The organism is Sulfitobacter undariae, assembly GCF_014196805.1.
In the GTDB taxonomy this organism is placed as follows: Bacteria; Pseudomonadota; Alphaproteobacteria; order Rhodobacterales; family Rhodobacteraceae; genus Sulfitobacter; species Sulfitobacter undariae.
In genome coordinates this window covers 375425-397232 of sequence record NZ_JACIEI010000002.1, presented here as the reverse complement: position 1 = coordinate 397232, position 21808 = coordinate 375425, and the positions used below count along the sequence as shown (strand labels likewise).

Genomic DNA, 21808 nt, shown 5'->3' with positions numbered 1-21808 from the left:
ATCAAGCAACGAAATGAATACAGGCCAACACATCACAGAAAGAGAAGACAGAAATGCGTACATCCACCCCCTCCTCCGCCCTGCAACTTTTTGCCGCACCTCGCCGAATCCTGCGCTGCACCTTGCCCAACCTGTTTGCATTACGCCGCAGCCGCCGCGCCCTTGCTGCATTGACCGATGAACAACTGCGCGACGTAGGGATCAGCCACGCCGAAGCGGAAAAGGAAGCCGCCCGTCCGGTCTGGGACGCGCCTGCATCTTGGAAGTCCTGACCTCTTGCCTAAACTTGACCGAAAACCCTTGAAAAAAAGCGAATTGCACCCGATATTGAACGCGTACCCGTCCAAACTACTTGCGCGGGAAATCTTTAGGGAGTTTTAAATGGCAGACGTGAATACAATCCGGACAAGTGCCGGAAGCCGCACAGCCGCGATTGATGAGGGCCTGCGCGCGCACATGGGCAAAGTCTACGGCACGATGTCCGTTGGCATGCTGATTACATTCGCCGCCGCTTGGGCAATTTCGAACCTTGCGGTTACATCAGATCCAGCCGGCGCAACAATGGCGCTGCGCGAAGGTCAATTCCTAACCGGCTTGGGTGAGGCACTTTATGCTTCCCCTCTTAAATATGTTGTGATGTTTGCGCCGCTTGCGTTTGTTTTCGGCTTTGGTGCCGCGATCAACCGTATCTCTGCCGCGGCTGCCCAACTGATGTTCTATGCTTTCGCCTTTATCATGGGCCTCTCCATCAGCTCCATCTTTCTTGTGTATACAGGCGCATCCATCATTCAGGTTTTCCTGGTGACTTCCATCGCCTTCGCGGGTCTATCCATCTGGGGTTACACCACCAAGAAAGACATCTCCGGTTGGGGTAGCTTCCTTGTGATGGGTCTGATCGGCCTGATCGTTGCCTCTATCGTCAGCATGTTCTTCCCGAACCCTGCGCTGACCTTTGCAATCTCCGCCATTGGCGTGCTGATCTTCGCGGGCCTTACAGCCTATGACACACAGCGCATCAAAACCGAGTATGTTGCCCACGCACAGCAGGGTGATTCCGAATGGTTGGGCAAAGCTGCCATCATGGGCGCCTTGAGCCTATACCTGAACTTCATCAACATGTTCATGATGTTGCTGTCTTTGTTCGGTAACCGCGAATAATCGCTGGTACATTAAAACGAAAATGAGCCGCCCTTTCGAGGGCGGCTTTTTTAATCCTTAAAGTGCAGCCGACGTTCAGTGGGTAAAGTTAAAGGCACTGCCGATGCCCCACGTCAGCAGCATTGCAGCCCCACCCAACAGCACAACGCGGCGCACGGCAGGTGCGATAGGCGTACCACCCAGACTTGCCCCTACAGCCCCCGACAGAGCCAGTGTGGCAATAGCAATCGCAGCAATCACCGGCCCTGCGACATCAACAGGGGATACAACAGCCGCCATCAGCGGCAGCCCTGCCCCTAGCGCAAAGGCCACACCAGAAAATATAGCAGCTTGCTGCGGATCCGCCTGCCCCTCGACGCCAAAGATTCCCAACTCTTCGCGCGCATGGGCACCCAGCGCATCGTGATCTGTCATCTGCTGTGCCACTTCACGCGCCAGATCTGCTTCAACGCCCCGCGCCTCCAGCCCTTCTGTCAATTCGTCTAACTCATATTCGGGATCATCGATCAAAGCGACGCGTTCACGCTCCAGGTCCGCCTGCTCAACATCCCATTGTGTCGATACCGATATGTACTCACCCGCCGCCATAGACAGCCCACCAGCGGCAAGCCCCGCCAATCCGGTCAGCAGAATATCACCGCGCGTTAACCCCGCAGCAGTCACCCCGATCATCAAGCTAGAGATCGACACAACGCCGTCGTTGGCCCCCAACATCGCAGCGCGTAGGGCGTTAGAGCGGTTAATGAAATGACCCTCACGTGGCATGGCGTTTCCTGTATTTCAAATGCAAAAAGAGCCGCGAAATATCGCAGCTCCCAGCTTAGAACAATCTAAAAGTAGGCGATCTTACTTGATCTTGCCTTCTTTGTAATCAACGTGCTTACGCGCAACGGGGTCGTATTTTTTCATGACCATTTTCTCGGTCATTGTGCGTGCGTTTTTCTTTGTCACGTAGAAATGGCCTGTGCCCGCGGACGAGTTCAGACGGATCTTGATCGTGGTTGGCTTAGCCATTTTATCTTCTCCTCAAGCAGCGCCGCACCACTCGTGCTACGCGCGTATAATCTCTGAGCTTCGGCTTTTAGCTGTGCGGTGCGCCGAGTCAACCCTGTATTACGCCCTTGCTCCATATAGGTGCCAAAAATAGATAGTTCTTGGCGTGATCTTGGCGTGCCAGACGCTCCAGCAAAGAATATTACAGCAAAACACAAGGTAGACGGACCAGTTCTCGCCATCTTCGCATTCTTGTTGATCAGGCCCGCGAATCTTTCCCTAGCTCATGAGCTGGCCTTAACAAGGCCCCCTCACCTATGAATCGGATCGTCCCTTTCTCAAACCAGAGCGTCATTAAACGACGGCTGAATGCAGGGATGCTCGGTCACCCTATAAGGGTTTATTACCCTTCATCTTTGTACACGCAATCCGAATGTAAATATGACAGCGATAATGATTGGGGCGCCAAGTTCAAATGCCATGAGAAGTAAGAACAATGCGTCAGGCCAGCCAACAGATGCATATGAAAACAATCTGGTGACCCCGCCTGCAAAGTAAAGGGCGATTGCGCCATAGACCCACTCTTTGTGGCTCTCTAGTCTCGTCGAAAGCCACAAAAGCACCGCACCATAGGCCGCGAAGAACACAGCGAGCACACGCATTTCACTGTCGGCATTTGTATGCTCAAACCCACCAGAATAGGCCTTCGACCCAAATACTGCGCTGAGAATATCGCCCAGAAAATTTGCCGTTGTGCTAGGGCCGATGACAGCCATCATACCCCTAATTGCGATGATAGACACGCCAAGCAGGGATAGACATACACGCGTTACAGTGAGCATAATTACCTCATTTCAAATACATCTCACAATTATTGCATAACATCTGAAACTTGTCACTTTGACTTGCTGTGCGATGGCCCCTTTTCAAAATTAAAGTAGTTGCAGAACGTTTTGCCTAATCGACATGTTTTGCGGCACATGGCGTCCTAAAGCAGCACGCCCGATACGCCCCTGCGGATGATCAGTAGGTATAATTTGCGCGGAGGGCCTATAAGCCGGATTTTGTCCAGATGAACCGCTTGCGCGGCCATCTTGGATGACCATTCCTCTGACCATGCCGTTACCGACACAGCTACAGCCGCCAACCCGGACCTGCTGGAGCGAAAGAAGCTCCGCCGCCATACCCGAAGGCGTGGAAGCACGCGGTCCCTATTTGGCGTTGCTCCCAGTGGGGCTTGCCATGCCGCCGCTGTTGCCAGCCGCGCGGTGGGCTCTTACCCCACCGTTTCACCCTTACCTGACACTGACCCAAAGCAAGCCTTGGAGTGACAGGCGGTCTATTTTCTGTGGCGCTTTCCGTCGGGTTACCCCGCCCGGGCGTTACCCGGCACCATTTCTTTCCGGAGTCCGGACTTTCCTCCCCGATGCCTTACAACATCAAAGCGGTCACCCAGCCTTCCGCGCAAGAAGCGGCTTACGCGCAGGGCTATGTGCGGTCAATGGGTTTTGGCGCTGGATGCAGTATCACAACGTGAAATCTGCGGCCGACAGCGCCCCTGTACGCCACGGCGCATGCCGTAGACGGGTAGTGTGTAGCAAAGTGGTGAAATCACTTGGAGCGGTATACCCAGCGGCCTGCGCAGCAGCGACAAATGCGTCCTCAGTCACGGCGCTTGCATCAAATGCACGCCGCCGCGCCGCCAACCCCTGACGCTCCAACCGTGCCCAATCAAAATACGGGCCAGGGTCGGTCTTGCGGCCGGGGGCCATATCAGAGTGCCCAATGACACTGTCAGGGCGGATATCCCATCGCGTCATGATGCCACGTAACAGAACTTCCAACGCCTCAACCTGAGGGGCCGAAAACGGATGATTACCGCGATTGTCCAACTCGATCCCGATAGAGCGCGAGTTGATATCATCCACCCCGCCCCATTCACCTGCCCCTGCGTGCCAAGCGCGCGCGACTTCGTCTACCATCTGAATCACGTCACCTTGCGCGCCAATCAAATAATGGGCCGATACCTCTGCATCTGGATCACACAAGCGTTGCAAAGCAGAGTCCGCATCGCGCATCGCTGTATAATGAATAACCACCATCGTCGGCTTCAGACCGTTTCGGCGCGGCCCGCAGTTTGGTGACGGCTGTTGTCGCACAACCGCGTTAGTCAGTCAGGGTCGGGGTACGGAAAGCCGCAGGATCCCAAGAGCAAGCAAAGCCATCGCCATCGGGGTCCATACCTTTGCGGTCTTTGGTTGGGCCGCCAGCAGCTAGGAATGCCGTCTGCGCCTGATCTTGATGTGTGAATTCAGAACAGCTACGCGCAAATTTTCTGCTCGCGTTAAAGCTGCTGCGTTTGTACACTTTTGTGCCCTTGGCATGAGTGGTCGCCAAGGCGTAAGCAACGATATTTGGCCCTGTGTCTACCCTGTCTGGCAACGCCTGTGGTTGGATCACCTGATATTGCGCCCGATTGGCAGCAATACGCGCTGCATCGCTTTCGATGCTTCGCTGGCCAGAGACCGCTTCGAAGTTATTTTCCTGACTGATGCCAGTCGCGCGATTGACCGCAGTCGGCGCAGCGTTAGACGGGCTTGCTTCAAGCGGCGGAACGCCCGAATTATTCGCAGCAGCGGCGATACGGCCCGCATCTTGGGGTTGACCTGTCCGCGCCAGAATAGCCGCAGTTTGTGCAGCGGTATCCGCAGCACTTCCCGTTGCAGGAAGCGATTGCGCACGCACATTAGGTGCAGCAGGTACCCCACCTGCCAAAGCCTGATCGCGATTGGCACGTTGTGCATCAAACGTTTGGTCGAATCCTGTGCCAAAACGGCTATCCTCCGGCATCGCCGGTTGACAGGCTGCCAAAGCTACAAGGGCGGTGACACCCAAAACGTTACGAACACTCATCATATCAAAAGCCTGCATTTTTGTTTCGCGTTGCGGGGCGTTTACCACCATTTGTCGGGTTTGGCCACAAAACCTGCACTCCGCTCGAGCGCATAGGCGGAAGATAGCAACTCGCCCTCTTCCCAAGGCCGTCCGATCAACTGTAACCCAAGCGGCAAACCCTGCGCATCGACACCTGTAGGCACCGTGATACCAGGCAGCCCTGCAAGGTTAACCGTGACTGTGAATACGTCGTTCAGGTACATTTTAATCGGATCTGCATCTGTCATTTCGCCCAAACCAAAAGCCGCTGAAGGTGTGGCTGGCGTCAGGATGCAATCCACACCCGCTGCGAACACGTCGTCAAAGTCTTTCTTGATCAGGGTCCGCACACGGCGCGCACGGTTGTAATAAGCGTCATAGAAACCAGCGGAGAGCACATAAGTACCCACCATCACACGGCGCTGCACTTCTGGGCCAAAGCCCTCAGCGCGGGTTTTCTCGTACATCTCGGTGATGCCATCGCCTGCGTCCAGCGTCGCACGTTGACCATAACGCACACCGTCATAGCGTGCGAGGTTGCTTGAGGCTTCGGCGGGCGCGATCACATAATAGGCAGGCAGCGCGTATTTGGTATGCGGCAGCGAGATATCGACGATTTCCGCGCCTGCATCTTTGAGCATGGCTGTGCCATCTTCCCACAGCTTCGCGATCTCGGCTGGCATCCCATCCATGCGGTATTCGCGTGGAATACCGATTTTCTTACCGCGCATGTCGCCAGTCAGCGCCGCTTCAAAGTTCGGCACGGCCAGATTGGCGGATGTGCTGTCTTTGCTGTCATAGCTGGCCATGGCTTCCAGCATGATGGCCGCATCGCGTACAGATTTGGTCATCGGGCCTGCTTGGTCCAGAGATGACGCAAACGCCACCACACCCCACCGCGAGCAACGGCCATAGGTTGGCTTGATGCCCACTGTTCCGGTGAAAGCCGCAGGCTGGCGAATGGAACCACCCGTGTCAGTGCCCGTTGCCGCGAGGCAAAGATCAGCCGCAACCGCAGCAGCAGAACCACCAGATGATCCACCGGGCGTCAGCGGTGTCTCTTCGCCTTTGCGCCGCCATGGGTTGATGGCGTTGCCGTAGGCTGATGTCTCATTGGAGGAGCCCATGGCGAATTCGTCCATGTTCAGCTTGCCCAACATCACCGCGCCTGCGTCGGCCAAGTTCTGCGTCACAGTAGATTCGTATTCCGGCTTAAAGCCATCAAGGATGCGCGATGCCGCTTGCGAGGCCACACCTTTGGTGCAGAACAAGTCTTTGATCCCGATGGGCAGACCACACATGGCGGGCGCCTCTTCGCTGCCCTTCAAACGCGCATCAGCGGCGGCAGCGCGTTCCAACGCCAGTTCGGGTGTTTGGTGCACAAAGGCGTTCAACGCGCCAGCGCCCTCAATTGCTTTCAGACAAGCTGTCGTCAGCTCTACAGAAGTTGTGTCGCCCTTGCGCAGAGCATCACGTGCCTCGGCCAAACCCAGTTTATTCAGATCAGTCATTATTCCACCACCTTCGGCACAGCAAAGAACCCTTCACGCGCATCGGGCGCGTTTTTCAAAATGGCGGCCTGTTGGTCGCCATCCGCCACCACATCGGCGCGGCGGGTCAGGTTTTGCGGGGTGACAGAGGTCATCGGCTCAACGCCTTCGATGTCCACTTCGCCCAATTGTTCGATAAATCCCAGAATCGTGTTGAATTCCTGTGCCAGCGCCGGAAGCGCCTCTGGTTCAACTTTGATGCGGGCCAGTTTGGCAACCCGCGCGGCGGTGCTTTCATCAATCGACATAGGAGTTCCTCATCTACTTACCCGTCCTCTACCGTTACCGCGTCGCTGCTGCAAGCCATGGGGAGGCGTCTGCAAGGCCTGCATCGGAAAAATTCACACGCAGCCCTCGCCATTGCGCCGCGTTGCGCTAGGCTCAGCTCAATTATTCAGCACCACAGAATCAACAGGAGACATGGTATGAACATCATCTGGCTTGGGCACGGGTCTTTTCGCATCGAGATCGAAGATCAGGTAATCTTGGTTGACCCGTGGGTGAACGACAACCCGATGCTGCCCAGTGACCAACACGCCGCCGCGATCAAAGGGGCCACACATATTCTGGTCACCCATGGCCACACGGATCACATCGACGATGTTGTGCAGATTTCCAAAAACACAGGCGCGCCCGTGTCGGGGATGTATGAGCTGGCCCAACACTTGCACGGGCTTGGCGCTGTGGAAGGCGAAGCGTTCAACATGGGTGGCACCATTGCAATCGGCGATGCCGTAAAGGCCAGCATGGTGCCTGCGTCACACTCTTCAACTGCGGGCATAGACGGCAAGCGTCATTCAATGGGAAGCGAGACAGGCTTTATCCTGCGCGGCGAAGGACACACGATCTATATCTCGGGTGATACAGGGCTGATGGCGGATATGGCGTGGATCGGGGATTATTACAAACCCGATATCGGCATCCTATCTGCGGGCGGACACTATACGATGGACATGGAAATGGCCGCCTATGCGGCACGTACCTATTTTGACTTTAAAACCATCATCCCCTGCCACTACCGCACCATGCCGATGTTAGAGCAAACCGCAGAGGCCCTGACCAACGGCGTGATGCCCGGCACCTCGGTGGTAGAGCCGCAGGTCATGGAAGCGATAAATCTCTAAGTCTTGCGGCGCTGCGCAAAGAAATCACGCAACAGCGCCGCAGATTCGCGCTCGGCAATGCCATCAAACACCTCAGGGATGTGGTGGCATTGCGGATGCGCAAAGACCCGCGCGCCCTGCGCCACGCCGCCCGACTTGGGATCAGCAGCCCCGTAATACAGCCGCCCGATACGCGCCGCCGCGATGGCACCTGCGCACATCGGGCAAGGCTCTAGCGTGACATAAAGCGCGCAACCCGTCAGCCGCTCAGCGCCCAAATGGGTGCAAGCTGCGCGAATAGCTAGGATTTCCGCATGTGCAGTCGGGTCATTACCCTCTCGCGTGCGGTTGCCTGCCTGCGCAACCACCTTGCCTTGGGGGGACACCACCACCGCACCTACAGGCACTTCACCGCGATCTGCGGCTGCGCGGGCCTCGCTTAGGGCGGTCTGCATAAAGGACGTAAATACCATGGCCCTTGATGGCGGCAAAACACCTCCTTTCGCAAGGGGTTCTGTTGCGCTATGGCTGGCAGCATGAATGATACATCCTCCACGCCCGACGGCGACCGCATTGCAAAAGTTCTCTCTCGCGCTGGTATTGCCAGCCGCCGCGAAGCGGAACGCATGATCGAAGCGGGCCGTGTTTGGGTCAATGGCGCCGAGATCTCCTCGCCTGCGCTGAACGTCACCGCATCCGACAAGATCACTGTCGATGGCAAACCTGTAGGCCAGCCAGAGCCAGCCCGCGTCTGGCTATATCACAAGCCTACTGGGCTGGTGACATCAGACAGCGACGAAAAAGGCCGCGAGACGATTTACGACGGCTTGCCTGATGACATGCCGCGTGTGATGAGCATTGGACGGCTTGACCTTAACTCCGAAGGTTTGCTGTTGCTGACCAATGACGGCGGCGTAAAACGCTTGTTGGAATTGCCCTCAACGGGCTGGCTGCGCCGCTACCGTGTACGTGTGAATGGCCGCCCAACCGAAGAAACGCTGGAACCCCTGCGCAAAGGTATCATTGCCGAAGGCCAGCCCTTCCAACCCATGGAAGTGGTCATGGACCGCCAGCAAGGCGCAAACGCATGGCTGACAGTGGGCCTGCGCGAAGGCAAGAACCGCGAAATCCGCCGCGCCATGGATGAAATCGGGCTGAGCGTGAACCGCTTGATCCGTGTCAGCTATGGCCCCTTCCAGTTGGGTGACTTGAAACCGGGTGCCGTTGAAGAAGTGCGCCGTAAAATTTTACGCGACCAGTTGGGCGCAGAAGCAGAAACCCTTTTGGGAGCCCCTGCCGAAGCACCAACACAGGTCAAACGCGGCTTTAAACGGCGTGTGCCGCATAAAGGCGAATTTGGCGGCCCGGGCCAACCCGGCAGACCAAAGCCACGCGAAGAGATGGACGAAGATCAACGCGGCAAGCGCGGTAAATCCAGCAAATCCGCCAAAAGCTACCGCCCTACCAAAGCGGTGCGCGATGCCGCCCGCAAGGCAGCAGGCGGGCAAGGGCCAAAAACATTCTCCAGCTCTACGCCACGCACCTTCACCAGCTCAGCCTCAAAATCACGCCCCTCTACAGGGCCAAAAGGCCCAAAACGTTAGCAGGCGGTTTTAACAGATACTGCGCCCGCCCTTTTTCTTAGGGTCGGGCGCGTGATCTGTGCTTTTGCGCCACAGCCGAGTGATATTTTTATCCGGCCTTTCCCCGTGCAACTTAATTCACTTTTGCACCCTCTTGCGTTAAGCATGCGGCAACGAAATTCGAAGGAATCGCTATGACCGACCTGCTAACGCTCGAAAATATGGGCAACCTTGTCATGCTGTGCTTTTTGCAAGCTGTACTGGGCTTTGATAACTTGCTCTATATTTCAATCGAGAGTCAGCGCGCACCAGTGGCGCAGCAAGCCGCAGTGCGTAAATGGGGTATTATCCTTGCGGTTGCCCTACGGGTTATTCTGCTGTTTGTGATGATCAAAGCCATTGATGCGATGGCCGAGCCCTTCTTTATCCTCAACTGGGAGGGCGTTCTGACGGGCGGCGTGAACTTTGCCACGTTGGTGTTTATCATTGGTGGTATTTTCATCATGTATACGGCGGTCAAAGAAATCAGCCATATGCTGGCGATCGAAGACCTGAGCACAGACGTGCATTCAAAATCTGGCAAATCAGCCGCCAAAGTGGTTGGTTTGATTGTTCTGATGAACCTGATCTTCTCATTCGACTCGGTTCTGTCCGCCTTGGCGATCACCGATGTCTTCCCGATCCTCGCCACAGCGATCCTATTGTCTGGCCTTGCGATGTTGCTATTGGCCGAAAAGGTCACGCAATTTCTGGAAGCCAACCGCATGTATGAGGTGTTAGGCCTGTTTATCTTGCTGATCGTCGGCATAGTTTTGCTGGGCGAAGCTGGTCAAGCTGCCTCTCACGCTATGAGTGACCCAGAATTGGCGCTGCGCTTTTTCGGTTTCGAAGTGATCCCGATGTCTAAAACTACTTTCTATTTCAGTGTGTTGGTACTGGTGATCGTGGAAATCATTCAATCCGGCTATACCCGCAAGCTGAATACAGAGCGCCGCACAGGCAAGCGGCACTAGAAACCTTCACATAGCCTGCTTACTATATATATAACTGCGGCTTTAAGCCCGCGACATTTGAGGAAACTATGGGACCAAAACCATTTCGAAAAGCCGCTTATGTTGCGTTGATCGTTGTCCTTTTCGGCGTCAGCTCTGGCTGGCTTGGGGGGCTTTGAAGATGGCCAAACAATTTGGGGGCAAATACAGCCCTGATGCCAACGGCACCCAAAACCCATCTGACAGCCCCCGCGCACGCAGGATCGACGTCGATCCCGCGGGTGGGCGCTCAAACGTGCTGTTCATTCCAGCAGTTGTACTGGTCGCGACAAATATCAGCGGCGGCGCGCTGTCGCTTTTGCCTGCGCTTGTCGGGGCCGTATCGCTGACATTGGCGGCATGGCTGTTGCGCGGCGGGTTACGCGCCGAGGCCGCCTATAACGAACGCAAAGTTGCGCGTCGCCCTGCCCTGCCGCGCAAGATGCTGGCAGCCGCGCTCAGCGGGATTGGCGCGGCACTGGCCATTGTTGCACATCTAGACGGGATGAACATCATCTCACCTGTGATCTTTGGCGTGATTACAGCAGGTCTGCACATTGCTGCTTTTGGGCTGGACCCGATGCGCAACAAAGGCATGGACGGGATTGATACCTTTCAACAAGACCGCGTGGCGCGTGTGGTGGATGAAGCCGAAAAACACCTGAACACAATGCGTGAGACCATCAACCGTGCAGGTGACCGCCAGTCAACCACTCGGCTGGAGGGTTTTATTGAAACGGCCCGCGATCTGATCCGCACCGTAGAAGAAGACCCGCGTGATCTGACCGCCACGCGCAAGTTTTTGGGCGTCTATCTGGAAGGCGCACGTGACGCTACGGCGAAATTTTCCGACATCTATAGCCGCACCCGCGATGAACAAGCCCGCACCGACTATCTGGTACTTCTTGATGACCTCGAGACGAACTTTGCCGCCCGAAACCGTAAATCCCTGCTCGACGATCGCAGTGATCTGAATATTGAAATCGACGTGCTGCGCGAGCGGCTGTCGCGTGAAGGCGTGCGCCTTAAATAACTTGCGCAAAGCCACATTAACAAGGAACGAACAATGTCTGAAGCCACCCGCGAAAAAGCCGTGCAATCCCTCGCTCTAGTTGAGGAAGTCACAGCAGTTGTCCTGCCCGAACCTGTTGAGGCGAACGCTGTTGTTACGCTAGAGCAAGCAGACGCGCCCCAAAGCGCCGAAATCCGCTCGCGTATGGACGAGCTGGACATGGACGACACCCAGTCGATCATCAGCTTCGGGTCTGCTGCACAGGCTGAGCTGCAAGAAATCTCTCAGGCGATGCTGCAAGACGTGCGCAACAAAGATGTTGGCCCCGCTGGCGACAGTCTGCGCGGCATTGTTACAACGATCCGTGGCTTCTCGGTTTCCGAACTGGACGTGCGCCGTGATCGCAGCTGGTGGGAAAAACTGATCGGCCGTGCGGCACCTTTTGCCAAATTCACTGCGAAATTCGAAAAAGTCCAAAGCCAGATCGACAGCATCACCGACAATCTGCTGAGCCATGAGACAACCCTGCTCAAAGATATCAAATCGCTTGATATGCTTTATGAAAAGACGCTTCAATTCTACGACGAACTGGCACTGTATATCGCAGCGGGTGAGGCCAAATTGGCCGAACTGGATGCAACAGTGATCCCAGCCAAAGAAGCCGAAGTAAACGCGGTTCCAGAAGACGAGCAGGTGATGAAAGCGCAAGAACTGCGCGATCTGCGTGCTGCGCGCGATGATCTGGAACGCCGTGTGCACGACCTCAAATTGACGCGCCAAGTGACCATGCAGTCCTTGCCGTCGATCCGTCTGGTACAAGAGAACGACAAATCACTGGTCACAAAAATCAACTCGACGCTCGTGAACACTGTGCCGTTGTGGGAAACCCAACTGGCCCAAGCGGTAACCATCCAACGCTCGTTCGAGGCGGCCAAAGCCGTGCGCGAAGCCAACGATCTGACCAATGAACTGCTGACCTCCAACGCGAAAAACCTGCGCGAAAGCAACAAGGTCATCCGCGAGGAAATGGAACGCGGCGTGTTCGACATCGAAGCCGTCAAAGCAGCCAACGCCGATCTGATTGGCACCATCGAAGAAAGCCTGCAAATCGCAGATGCGGGCAAGGCAAAACGCGCCTCTGCCGAGAAAGACCTCAAAGAGATGGAAGCCAAACTGCGCGACACACTTGCCTCCGCCAAAGCCAAAAAGACAGGCTTGGGCGATACGGCAGCTGGCAGCGTGGCCAGCTAAATGGTACGGGTACGCAGCACTTTTCTGGCAGGGCTGGGGTTTATCGCTCTTGGCCTTGCCGCCTGTACGGACGTGCAGCAGCCCATCTTACCCATGACAAAACCTGTGGCGCGCCCTGACATTCCAGCCGCGCCACAAAAGCCCGCTCAGGTCGCACGCCCCACATCCGAGGCCAGCGCCGCCTTGCGCAGCTATCTCAATCAGGTGCAAAGCGCACAACTCAGCCAAGGGTTATTGCGGCGCGATGGCGGCGGTGAGGACACCCCGTTTACCGACGCAATGCTGGCGCGGAATTTCGAAAAAATTGCGTTCTACAATGAATACGACAGTGATTTCTCAGGCCGTGGGGGAGCCAGCCCGCTGCGCCGTTGGACAGCCCCTATACGGATGGAGGTCATCTTTGGCGATGGAGTCCCTCCCTCGCAACGCAAGTCCGACAGCGAGACGATAAGCGCCTATGCCGCACGGTTGGGCCGCGCGACAGGGCATCCAGTGAGCATGGGTGGCACTCCCAATTTCATCGTGATCGTTGCAGGCGAGGACGATCGGCGTGATACGCTCGCGGCTGCAATCGCCCGTATGCCCAGCATATCGCAATCCAGCATTGCTCCGCTGATCAATCTGCCCAAAGATACCTATTGCGTCGTGGCCGCCTATTCCGGCGGGAGTGGAGCCAACACCTACACCGCCGCATTGGCGGTGATCCGCGCCGAAAATCCCAGCTTACTGCGCCTGTCGTGCATCCACGAAGAACTGGCCCAAGGCATGGGTCTGGCCAATGACAGCCCCCATGCCCGCCCCTCGATCTTTAACGACGATGACGAATTCGCGCTGCTGACCCGTCAGGATGAGCTGATGCTCAAGATGCTCTATGACCCACGCCTGAGCCCCGGCATGCATGCCGAAGAAGCACGGCCCACCGTGCAGCGCATAGCACGTGAGTTGACCAGTGCGGGGCCTGTATGACGCCGCGCGTTTCCCTACTTCAAAGTGACGCAGAGGGCCTTGGCATCCAGACCTCGCGTACATATCTTTTGATCTCCCCAACCCCGAAGGACCAAATCTAATGGGCATTTTCGATTTCCTCTCCGGTGAATTCATCGACGTCATCCACTGGACCGATGATACACGCGACACCCTTGTCTGGCGGTTTGAGCGCGAAGCACATGAGATCAAATATGGCGCCAAGCTGACCGTGCGTGAAGGCCAAGCGGCTGTGTTCATCCATGAGGGCCAGTTGGCGGATGTCTTTTCTCCGGGTCTCTACATGCTAGAGACGAACAACATGCCGATCATGACGACCCTGCAAAGCTGGGATCATGGCTTTAAATCTCCGTTCAAATCCGAGATTTACTTCGTCAACACCACCCGTTTCAGCAACCTGAAATGGGGCACTAAAAACCCTGTGATCGTGCGCGACCCCGAATTCGGCGCTGTGCGCCTGCGGGCCTTTGGCACCTATAGCGTGCGGGTGACAGACCCTGCGCTGTTCATGCGTGAAATCGTCGGCACCGATGGTGAATTCACCATGGATGAGATCAGCTTCCAGATCCGCAACATCATCGTACAGGAATTTTCGCGTACCATTGCGCGCTCAAACATCCCTGTATTGGATATGGCCGCAAACACCCGCGAATTGGGCAACCTGGTGGGCAAAGAGATTGAAGCGCAACTGGCTGAATATGGTTTGGCCCTGCCAGAACTTTATGTTGAGAACATCTCCTTGCCGCCTGCAGTAGAGGACGTGTTGGACAAACGCACCTCCATGGGTGTGGTGGGTGACCTTAACAAATATATGCAGTTCCAAGCTGCCGAAGCTTTGGGCCGCGATGGCGCAGGTGCCGCGGCCATTCAGGCGGGCATGGGCGCAGGTCTGGGGATGCAAATCGGTGCACAAGCCGCAGCAGGCGGCCCTTGGGGCGCAGCACCACAGCCTGCCGCCGCAGCGCCCCCTATGGCGCCTCCTCCGCCCCCCGTTGAACATGTCTGGCACATCGCGGAAAACGGTCAGACAACTGGCCCCTTCTCCAAAGCCAAAATGGGCCGCATGGTAACAGAAGGCGGTTTAACGCGTGAGACATTGGTCTGGACTGCCGGGCAAGATGGCTGGAAAAAAGCGGAAGATGTTGTTGAACTGGCGCAGCTGTTTACTGTCATGCCGCCGCCGCCGCCAATGGCTGGCTAAGCCCCTATTGCCCTTAAACCAATTTCGTCCGCAGCTGATGCGGGCGGAAATCTGCTCTGAACACTCTCCAGCTCCATCCCCCCGATCAAAGGCCATCCCTTGTCCGACACTGATCCCATCGCCGTTCTGCAAGAGCACCGTTTCCCCTGTGATACATGCGGATCAGATCTGCGGTATGATCCTGCTGCGGGTGACTTGAAATGCGAGCAGTGTGGCAACGTAGAGCCGATTGGCACGGTCTGGAGCAAGAATAAAACCATCGCCGAGCTGGATCTGAAGCGCGGGCTTGCGCAGACCCTATCCGTGACCGAGATGGAAGAAACCCGCGTCAGCCAATGCCCGAATTGCGCAGCGCAGGTTGAGTTTGACGCCAATACCCAAGCCACCGAATGCCCCTTTTGCGCCACACCCGTGGTGGTGGATACTGGCACGCAGCGCCAGATCAAACCGCGTGCGGTGCTGCCCTTTGCATTGGCCGAAGAAACCGCGCGGGACGCTATGAAGGATTGGTTGGGCGGATTGTGGTTTGCCCCAAACGGGTTGCAAGCCTATGCCCGCAAGGGGCGCACCATGGACGGTATCTATGTTCCCTATTGGACATATGATGCGCAGACCCAAACCCGCTATACGGGCGAACGCGGCACAGTTTATTACGAGACACAAACCGTTATGCGCGATGGCAAACGCCAGCAGGTACAAGTAGCCAAAGTGCGTTGGCGCGGTGTGTCGGGGCGTGTGGCACGGTTCTTTGATGATGTGCTGGTGCTCGGCTCCCGCTCGCTGCCAAAACGGTTCACCGACGCGCTAGAGCCCTGGGATTTATCTGCGCTAGAACCTTACGCCCCCGAATACCTCGCTGGATTTCGCGCCGAGGGCTATACGGTCACGCTGGATGAGGGTCTGGTCGAGGCGCGTGCCAAGATGGACGCGATGATTGCCCGCGATGTGAAATTCGACATTGGCGGCGATAGGCAGCGCATTCATTCGATGGATGTGAACCTGAGTGAAACGACGTTTAAGCATATCCTGCTGCCCGTCTGGATGGCTGCCTATAAATATCGCGGCAAAAGCTATCGCTTTGTGGTCAATGGCCGCACTGGGCGGGTACAGGGGGAACGCCCCTACTCAGCCATCAAGATTACTTTCGCCGTGATCGCAGGCCTTATTGCCGCTGCGATCATCGGTTACCTCTATGCGCAGAACGGATAAGACATGACAGCAATCGAAACATTTTCCCAACTTCTGAATGACCGCTATTCTTGTCGTGCTTTCAAACCTGATCCTGTCCCGAATGCTGATCTTACGCGCATTGTTGAGACAGCGCGCCATGTGCCCTCATGGTGCAACGCCCAGCCTTGGCAGGTCGAAATCACACGTGGTGCCGCAACCGACCGCCTGCGCAACGCCTTGATGGAGGCCGCAAGCACAGGCACGCCCCCTACCCCCGATCTGGACTGGCCCAGTACCTATTCCGGCGATTATGCCGAGCGGCGGCGCACCTGCGGCTTTCAACTGTATGATGCAGTCGGAATCGATAAATCAGACCGCGCTGGCCGCATGGCGCAAATGCTGCGCAACTATGCTTTCTTTGATGCGCCCCATGTGGCAATCATCCACTCCCCTGTCGAGCTGGGGCCTTATGGCGCGATGGATACAGGCGGCTTTGTGACAGCCTTTACATTGGCTGCCACGGCCCTTGGCGTGGCCACCATCCCACAAGCCGCCATTGCAGCCTATGCGCCATTGTTGAAAGAGCATTTAGGCGTTGCGGATGATCGTCTGATCCTCTGCGCCATCTCTCTGGGGTATGCCGCCCCTGACGCCCCCATCAACAGCTTTCGCACCGCAAGGGCGGACACGGATGACATCATCGGGTGGCACGACACATGAGGGCCTTACTGCAACGGGTGATACAAGCCTCTGTTACCGTTGAAGGTAAAATCATAGGCCAAATCGATGCGGGGCTTTTGGTGCTTGTCTGCGCCATGCCAGAAGATGACTACGACACCGCCAAAGCACTGGCCTTAAAAATCTCAAAGCTGCGCCTGTTTAAAGATGAGGCGGGAAAAATGAACCTGAGCCTTACGCAAACCGGCGGTAGTGCATTGGTTGTCAGCCAGTTCACCCTTGCTGCCGACACGCGGCGCGGTACGCGGCCCGGGTTTTCCTATGCGGCCAAACCTGATGTAGCAGAAACTTTGTATCTGCAATTTGCATCTGCGTTACGTGATCTGGGACTTCCTGTTGAAACGGGAAAGTTCGGTGCCGATATGTCTGTGGCTCTCACCAATGACGGGCCTGTGACCCTCTGGCTGGACACCGACGCCTAAACGCAAAATGCGGACCCCTTAGGCCCGCATTTTAAGTCTATGTCTCATTTCAGGCTATCCGCTTACGGTTCGCGGAAAGCTTCCTTGGATTTATACAGCGGCTTGAGCAGGTATTGCAGAATCGTCTTTGATCCTGTGAGCAGCTCAACACTTGCCTGCATACCGGGGCGGATTTCCAGCTCGGATTGACGCGGTGTCAGATCGGAAGTGTCAACCGCCAGTGTCACTTTGTAATGCGGATCACCATCTGGATCGCGTGAGCGCTCGTCTTTGAACGTATCCGCCGAGATGAGCTTTACTTCACCCTGCAACGTACCAAAGATCGTGTAGTCATACGCAGACAATTTGATCGTTGCCGCCTGTCCACGGCGCACGTTAGCGATGTTTTCAGGCTTCACGCGGGCTTCGACGAATAGTTCTTCGTCCAGCGGAATGATCTGCAAAATCTCTTCACCGGGGCGAACAACGCCGCCGATGGTTGTGACGCTCAGGTTGTTCACAATGCCCCGTAGTGGGCTACGCAGCAACGTGCGGTCCAACTGGTCGGTGCTGGCTTTGAGGTTCTGGCGCAATGTCGACAGTTCGCGCAGCACATCAGAGTATTCTTGTGCGCGATCCAGATCAGTGCGTGTCACTACCTCATCATATTTGATTTTGGCATCCGCATAGGATTTGCGTGCGCGTGTTACTTCAATCAGGGATACAATCTTGTTTTTCAGCAACCCGTCCATCAAGTCACGTTCGCGTTGCGCTTCGATCAGAACGTTTTTTGCACCATCTACCGACGAGACATAATCAGATTGACGTGCCTGTAACAGTGCTGCCTCCGATACCAGCATTTCCGGTGTACGGCGTGCCCATTCGTCAGGGACATCAAAGGTGTACTCCCCGTCTATTTCGGCTTCCAACCGCATGCGGCGGATTTCAAATGCGCTGATCTGATCTTGGAGATCATCTACCGAAGATTGGAATTGCGTGTTGTGCAGGCGGGCCAGAACATCACCTGTCTCCACGATATCGCCCTCGCCCACGTTCAGTTCCGCCAGAATACCCCCTTCGAGGTTCTGGATGATCTGGGGTCGTGAACTGGAAATCATCGATCCTTCGGCGCGCACGATTTCATCGACCGAGGCAAAGAAAGCCCAAGCCAGAAACACGATCACAGTCCCAGCACTCAGCCATACAACCATGGAGGGGCCGCGCATCTGGCGTTCGATATGGGTATCCATGGAACCGCTCATGCAGCACCTCCTTTGATGGCAGTCAGATGGGCCATAACTTCGTCTTTCGGGCCATCAATGCTCATCCGGCCATTGCTCAGAATAATGGTACGGGTGGTCAGCGCCAAAATGGGGGCACGGTGGGTGGCGATTACCGCAGTACGGCCTTCCATCCACTGGTCCAGACGCTCGACAAGAGCCGTTTCCAGTTTTTGATCCAACGCCGCAGTTGGTTCATCCAGCAAACAAATCTTTGGGTCTTGCAGCCAGAGACGCGCCCAGCCGATGGATTGACGTTGCCCGATGGACAGGCCGCCCCCCGCATCCAAAATCTCCAGATCAAGACCTTTGGGGTGATTGCGCACAAACGCTCCAAGACCCGCAAACTCAAGCGAAGCCATCAGCCGCGCATCGTCGCGTTCCAGCATTGTGAGGTTCAGGTTATCACGCAGCGTGCCTGTGAACAGGCGAACGTCTTGGCCCAAATATCCGATCAGGCGGCGTAGGTCGCGGGGCTCAATCTGGCTCATCTCTGTACCGTCGATCAATACACGCCCTTCGGTGGGCGCATAAAGGCCGCTCAAGACCTTGAGCAAGGATGATTTACCGGAGCCGTTGGCCCCCAAAACCGCAACCCGTTGCCCGGGTAAAATGTTGACGCCGGGCAGGTCAAGCGTTGGAGCGCCTTCTTCCATATAACGGAACGTCACCGCTTTCAGTTCAAAATTGCCCACCAGTTCGTCGCGGCGCATGTAAGTGCGGCCGTCCTTTGCGTCCTGCTCGGAAGTGGCAATATGCTCCAATCCGTCGAGGGCAGATTTAACATTGCCCCAACGCGCCATCGTGCCCGCCAATTGCGTCAAGGGTGCCAACGTGCGCGACGTGAGGATACCGGTGGCGATGATCGACCCAACGGTAAATTGGCCAGCGAACACCAAATAGGTGCCCATGATGACCGCAGCCACATATGTACCCTGCTGGACGCCTTGGCTCCAGAAGGTCAAAATCGATGAGAGCTTACGCTGCTCAGAGGATTTCACGGCTGAAAGGGTTGTCAGCTCATTCCAAAGGCGCTGTACGCGCTCTTCGCCACGCTGGGTTTTAACTGTGTCCAACTCAAAAATGGCTTCATGCAGCAGACGTGAGGATTTCGCAGTGGCCCCTTGGGTTTCTTGCGTCAGGCGGATCATCCGCTTTTGCATGAAAAATCCGGGGATAACCATCAGGATACCACCTAACACCAACACCCAAACCACATTGCCCGCGATGGACGCCACAAGCGCAAGGAAGACAAAGATGAACGGGATATCGGCAATTGTACCAATGGTTGAAGCGGTAAAGAATTCACGAACTGACCCAAATTCACGCATCGAGGAGAATAGATCCGAGGGCGATTGCGGGCGCTTGTCGCTACGCATGCCCAGTATCCGTTGCATCAATGTGCTCTGCACTGACAGTTCGATTTGGCGGCCTGCCCCGTCCATCAGTTGGGCACGTGCTATTTTGATGAAGGCTTCCATCAGCAGCGCCAAAACAGCGCCAGCAGCCAAAACCCAAAGTGTGGCTTCGGATTGGTGTGGGATCACGCGGTCATAGACTTGCAAAGAGAACAAGGCGACGGCAACAGCCAGAAGGTTCGCCACAAAAGAGCCCAAGGCAACTTCGCCCAACTGACGTTTAAAGCCTGCAAATTGTCCCCAAAACCAATGTGTTGGTTTCTCGGCTGTTTTGTGAACCTCGGCAACCTTTTCAATCGGCATCTTAGCGCAGAGTGTTAGACCCGAAAAGAATGGGACAAAATCGGTTGCAGGCACCAATGCGCGGTTGTCGGGGCATGTTGTATCATACACCACCAACTCATCACGGACGCGGCCCATGACCAACAAAAGCTGGCCCGACGTCATATAAACTAATGCCGGAAATGTTTGTTTGTCCAATGACTTACTACGCAGCAACTCAGCGGTTAACCCGTTACGACGCAGCAAGGTTGTGATGACTTGCGCTTCATCCTGCTCGGTTGCATCCGGCTTGAGACGGCGGATCAACCCATCGGTGAGGTCTGATTGGGAGACATTAGCACCCAGTACACTTGCGTATGTTGCAATCAAAGCACCGCGCGCGCGCAGCTTGAGCTCAAAGCTTGGAACCACTTCTACTTTTGGCGTTTCTTCCACTTCTGCCGGTTTCAATCGCCCAGCATTGCCGTTCACGATTGTCAGTGTAAATGGCTTGCTCATATTGCGGACCCATCTGCCAGAACCCCTAAGAGTTCGGCCATGGCGATCCGCAAGCGGATGGCCTCATATTTCAAAGTAACTTCGGTTTCTTGCTGGCGGGCAAAAGTCTCGTAGACGCCTACAACATCCATGACCTGCCGCTGGCCCGCATCATATTGCGCTTGAAACAAATCGAGGTTTTTCTTGGCCTGCACTGTCAGCTTGGCTGCCTCTATGGCTTGGCGTTCTTTTGAGGCAATTTGCCCTTCGAACTTGCGCAGCTTGCGGTTTGCGTCTTCTGTCGCTTGCGCCACACGGCGTCCGGCGGCCTCGCTTGTGGCTTCAATCGCCTTGAGCTTGTCACCCGTTCCGAGCCCGAGGAGACTGTTGGAGCTGATCCCCAATCCTGCTGAACCGCCCTCGCCGATGGTTGCGCTGGCCGTCAAACCCGGCAACTGGCCAGCCCGATCAACCTTGGCTGCCGCAATAGCGCGAATTTTCTCTGCTTCTGATTGGGTCACGCTCAGCGGTTGTGCCAGCCCCGCACGGACGGGCAACGACGAGGTTCCTTTAACACCGCTCAGATCGCCAATGGCCATCGCGTTCAATTCTGCAATCGAGGTGTTTGCAGTTTCGCTTTCCGCAGACACCGTTGCCCTAATTTCCAATAGCTTTTGGCGTAAAATGTTCAAATCCGAGCTGTCAGAGACTCCGCCTTGAACGCGTTGCTGCATAACCCATTCAAAATGCCCGATGTCTTTGGCATTTTTGCTGGCCAATGCCATCTTTTCACGGGCTTCAAGCGCTGCGACATAGAGGTCGAGACCAGTGCGCACACGGGCATTTGTATCTGTGGCCAATGCCACGGCAGCAACTTCAACGTCAGCTACGGCAAACTCGCGTTCGCCTTTCTTGCGGCCATTGTCAAAGATCACCTGTTCAATCACCAGATTGGCCACAAGGGAACTGAGCGATGTCAGGCTGATGTTTGGACCAATGGAGGGGAGCCAGTTTTTGGAAGCTGCGCGCGCGCGCAACTGAGCTGCGCGCAATTCGCTTTCGGCGCTGCGCGAGTTCGCGGCAAGCACGGCTGTCGCCACACGGCTGTACGAACTGCCCGCAGGCAAAACCGAACGCCGGGCAATCAAACCCTGAATAATCGCGCTTTCCGCATTAATCTTTTCTGAGTGAGTTGGTTTGGCCGCATTCGCAGTGCCTGTGGTGCTTTGCATTGCCACGACA

Annotated in this window: 23 protein-coding genes and 1 other RNA gene; 12 read left to right on the top strand and 12 right to left on the bottom strand. The window is 55.9% G+C overall.

Translation table 11 applies throughout. From position 1 onward, the window contains the following. The first annotated feature begins 53 nt into the window (after positions 1–53). Both GGR95_RS05445 and GGR95_RS05440 read left to right on the top strand, forming a co-directional pair. A complete protein-coding gene (locus GGR95_RS05445) occupies positions 54–272 on the top strand; it encodes a DUF1127 domain-containing protein (protein ID WP_184563585.1) in 219 nt (72 codons plus the stop codon). A gap of 109 nt (positions 273–381) precedes the next feature. Further along, positions 382–1158: a Bax inhibitor-1/YccA family protein gene (locus tag GGR95_RS05440; protein ID WP_184563582.1), complete on the top strand. Its 777-nt coding sequence runs from the start codon at positions 382–384 to the stop codon at positions 1156–1158. A gap of 75 nt (positions 1159–1233) precedes the next feature. Here the strand turns inward: GGR95_RS05440 and GGR95_RS05435 are convergent, their stop codons facing one another. From GGR95_RS05435 to gatC, 8 genes are all read right to left on the bottom strand, one after another. Next, on the bottom strand, positions 1234–1923 hold the full coding sequence (locus GGR95_RS05435) for a VIT1/CCC1 transporter family protein (RefSeq protein WP_184563580.1): 690 nt from the start codon (positions 1921–1923) through the stop codon (positions 1234–1236). Between the two features lie 81 nt (positions 1924–2004). Next, the gene (rpmG, locus tag GGR95_RS05430; protein ID WP_184563578.1) at positions 2005–2172 is read right to left on the bottom strand and encodes a 50S ribosomal protein L33; all 168 of its coding nucleotides are present in this window, start codon (positions 2170–2172) and stop codon (positions 2005–2007) included. Positions 2173–2561: 389 nt separating this feature from the next. After that, entirely contained in the window at positions 2562–2993 is a 432-nt protein-coding gene (locus GGR95_RS05425) for a DUF4345 domain-containing protein (RefSeq protein ID WP_184563576.1), read from the bottom strand. 195 nt (positions 2994–3188) lie between these two features. Then, positions 3189–3615: RNase P RNA component class A (gene rnpB / locus GGR95_RS05420), an RNA gene on the bottom strand. Between the two features lie 62 nt (positions 3616–3677). Beyond that, on the bottom strand, positions 3678–4253 hold the full coding sequence (locus GGR95_RS05415) for an N-acetylmuramoyl-L-alanine amidase (protein WP_184563574.1): 576 nt from the start codon (positions 4251–4253) through the stop codon (positions 3678–3680). Between the two features lie 64 nt (positions 4254–4317). Then, positions 4318–5064 carry an excalibur calcium-binding domain-containing protein gene (locus GGR95_RS05410; RefSeq protein WP_184563571.1) on the bottom strand — a complete coding sequence of 249 codons (747 nt, stop codon included), beginning with the start codon at positions 5062–5064 and terminating at the stop codon, positions 4318–4320. 41 nt (positions 5065–5105) lie between these two features. Beyond that, positions 5106–6596, bottom strand: a complete 1491-nt coding sequence (gatA, locus tag GGR95_RS05405; RefSeq protein WP_184563569.1) for an Asp-tRNA(Asn)/Glu-tRNA(Gln) amidotransferase subunit GatA — start codon at positions 6594–6596, stop codon at positions 5106–5108. After that, on the bottom strand, positions 6596–6883 hold the full coding sequence (gatC, locus tag GGR95_RS05400) for an Asp-tRNA(Asn)/Glu-tRNA(Gln) amidotransferase subunit GatC (RefSeq protein ID WP_184563567.1): 288 nt from the start codon (positions 6881–6883) through the stop codon (positions 6596–6598). Before gatC ends, gatA begins: the two co-directional genes overlap by 1 nt. Positions 6884–7060: 177 nt before the next feature. Here gatC and GGR95_RS05395 point away from each other — a divergent pair, with 177 nt between their 5' ends. Further along, a complete protein-coding gene (locus tag GGR95_RS05395) occupies positions 7061–7759 on the top strand; it encodes a metal-dependent hydrolase (RefSeq protein ID WP_184563565.1) in 699 nt (232 codons plus the stop codon). On the opposite strand, the gene GGR95_RS05390 is transcribed toward GGR95_RS05395, so the two are convergent. Further along, positions 7756–8211, bottom strand: a complete 456-nt coding sequence (locus GGR95_RS05390; RefSeq protein ID WP_184563563.1) for a nucleoside deaminase — start codon at positions 8209–8211, stop codon at positions 7756–7758. The two genes, GGR95_RS05395 and GGR95_RS05390, sit on opposite strands and share 4 nt — an antisense overlap. 63 nt (positions 8212–8274) lie before the next feature. On the opposite strand from GGR95_RS05390, the gene GGR95_RS05385 reads away from it, so the two are divergent. From GGR95_RS05385 to dtd, 9 genes are all read left to right on the top strand, one after another. Continuing rightward, positions 8275–9342 (top strand): pseudouridine synthase, encoded by a 1068-nt coding sequence (locus tag GGR95_RS05385; protein WP_343042087.1) that lies wholly within the window; start codon positions 8275–8277, stop codon positions 9340–9342. 173 nt (positions 9343–9515) lie between these two features. Further along, positions 9516–10334 (top strand): TerC family protein, encoded by an 819-nt coding sequence (locus tag GGR95_RS05380; RefSeq protein ID WP_184563559.1) that lies wholly within the window; start codon positions 9516–9518, stop codon positions 10332–10334. 160 nt (positions 10335–10494) lie between these two features. After that, positions 10495–11385, top strand: a complete 891-nt coding sequence (locus GGR95_RS05375) for a 5-bromo-4-chloroindolyl phosphate hydrolysis family protein (RefSeq protein WP_184563556.1) — start codon at positions 10495–10497, stop codon at positions 11383–11385. Positions 11386–11418: 33 nt separating this feature from the next. Then, the gene (locus GGR95_RS05370; protein WP_184563554.1) at positions 11419–12615 is read left to right on the top strand and encodes a toxic anion resistance protein; all 1197 of its coding nucleotides are present in this window, start codon (positions 11419–11421) and stop codon (positions 12613–12615) included. Beyond that, positions 12616–13581 carry a DUF2927 domain-containing protein gene (locus GGR95_RS05365; RefSeq protein WP_184563552.1) on the top strand — a complete coding sequence of 322 codons (966 nt, stop codon included), beginning with the start codon at positions 12616–12618 and terminating at the stop codon, positions 13579–13581. Between the two features lie 100 nt (positions 13582–13681). Next, on the top strand, positions 13682–14800 hold the full coding sequence (locus tag GGR95_RS05360; RefSeq protein WP_184563550.1) for an SPFH domain-containing protein: 1119 nt from the start codon (positions 13682–13684) through the stop codon (positions 14798–14800). Between the two features lie 99 nt (positions 14801–14899). Then, entirely contained in the window at positions 14900–16009 is a 1110-nt protein-coding gene (locus tag GGR95_RS05355) for a TFIIB-type zinc ribbon-containing protein (protein WP_184563548.1), read from the top strand. Positions 16010–16012: 3 nt separating this feature from the next. Then, positions 16013–16690 (top strand): nitroreductase, encoded by a 678-nt coding sequence (locus GGR95_RS05350; RefSeq protein WP_184563546.1) that lies wholly within the window; start codon positions 16013–16015, stop codon positions 16688–16690. Next, complete coding sequence (gene dtd / locus GGR95_RS05345) at positions 16687–17130, top strand: D-aminoacyl-tRNA deacylase (RefSeq protein ID WP_184563544.1); 444 nt, start codon at positions 16687–16689, stop codon at positions 17128–17130. The genes GGR95_RS05350 and dtd overlap by 4 nt, the downstream gene beginning before the upstream one ends. A 62-nt stretch (positions 17131–17192) precedes the next feature. On the opposite strand, the gene GGR95_RS05340 is transcribed toward dtd, so the two are convergent. From GGR95_RS05340 to GGR95_RS05330, 3 genes are read right to left on the bottom strand one after another with little or no spacing between them, the layout of a single operon-like run. Beyond that, a complete protein-coding gene (locus GGR95_RS05340) occupies positions 17193–18371 on the bottom strand; it encodes a beta-barrel domain-containing protein (RefSeq protein ID WP_184563542.1) in 1179 nt (392 codons plus the stop codon). Continuing rightward, entirely contained in the window at positions 18368–20587 is a 2220-nt protein-coding gene (locus GGR95_RS05335; protein ID WP_184563540.1) for an ATP-binding cassette domain-containing protein, read from the bottom strand. The genes GGR95_RS05340 and GGR95_RS05335 overlap by 4 nt, the downstream gene beginning before the upstream one ends. Next, positions 20584–21798 carry a TolC family protein gene (locus GGR95_RS05330; RefSeq protein WP_246423288.1) on the bottom strand — a complete coding sequence of 405 codons (1215 nt, stop codon included), beginning with the start codon at positions 21796–21798 and terminating at the stop codon, positions 20584–20586. The genes GGR95_RS05335 and GGR95_RS05330 overlap by 4 nt, the downstream gene beginning before the upstream one ends. Positions 21799–21808: the final 10 nt, after the last annotated feature.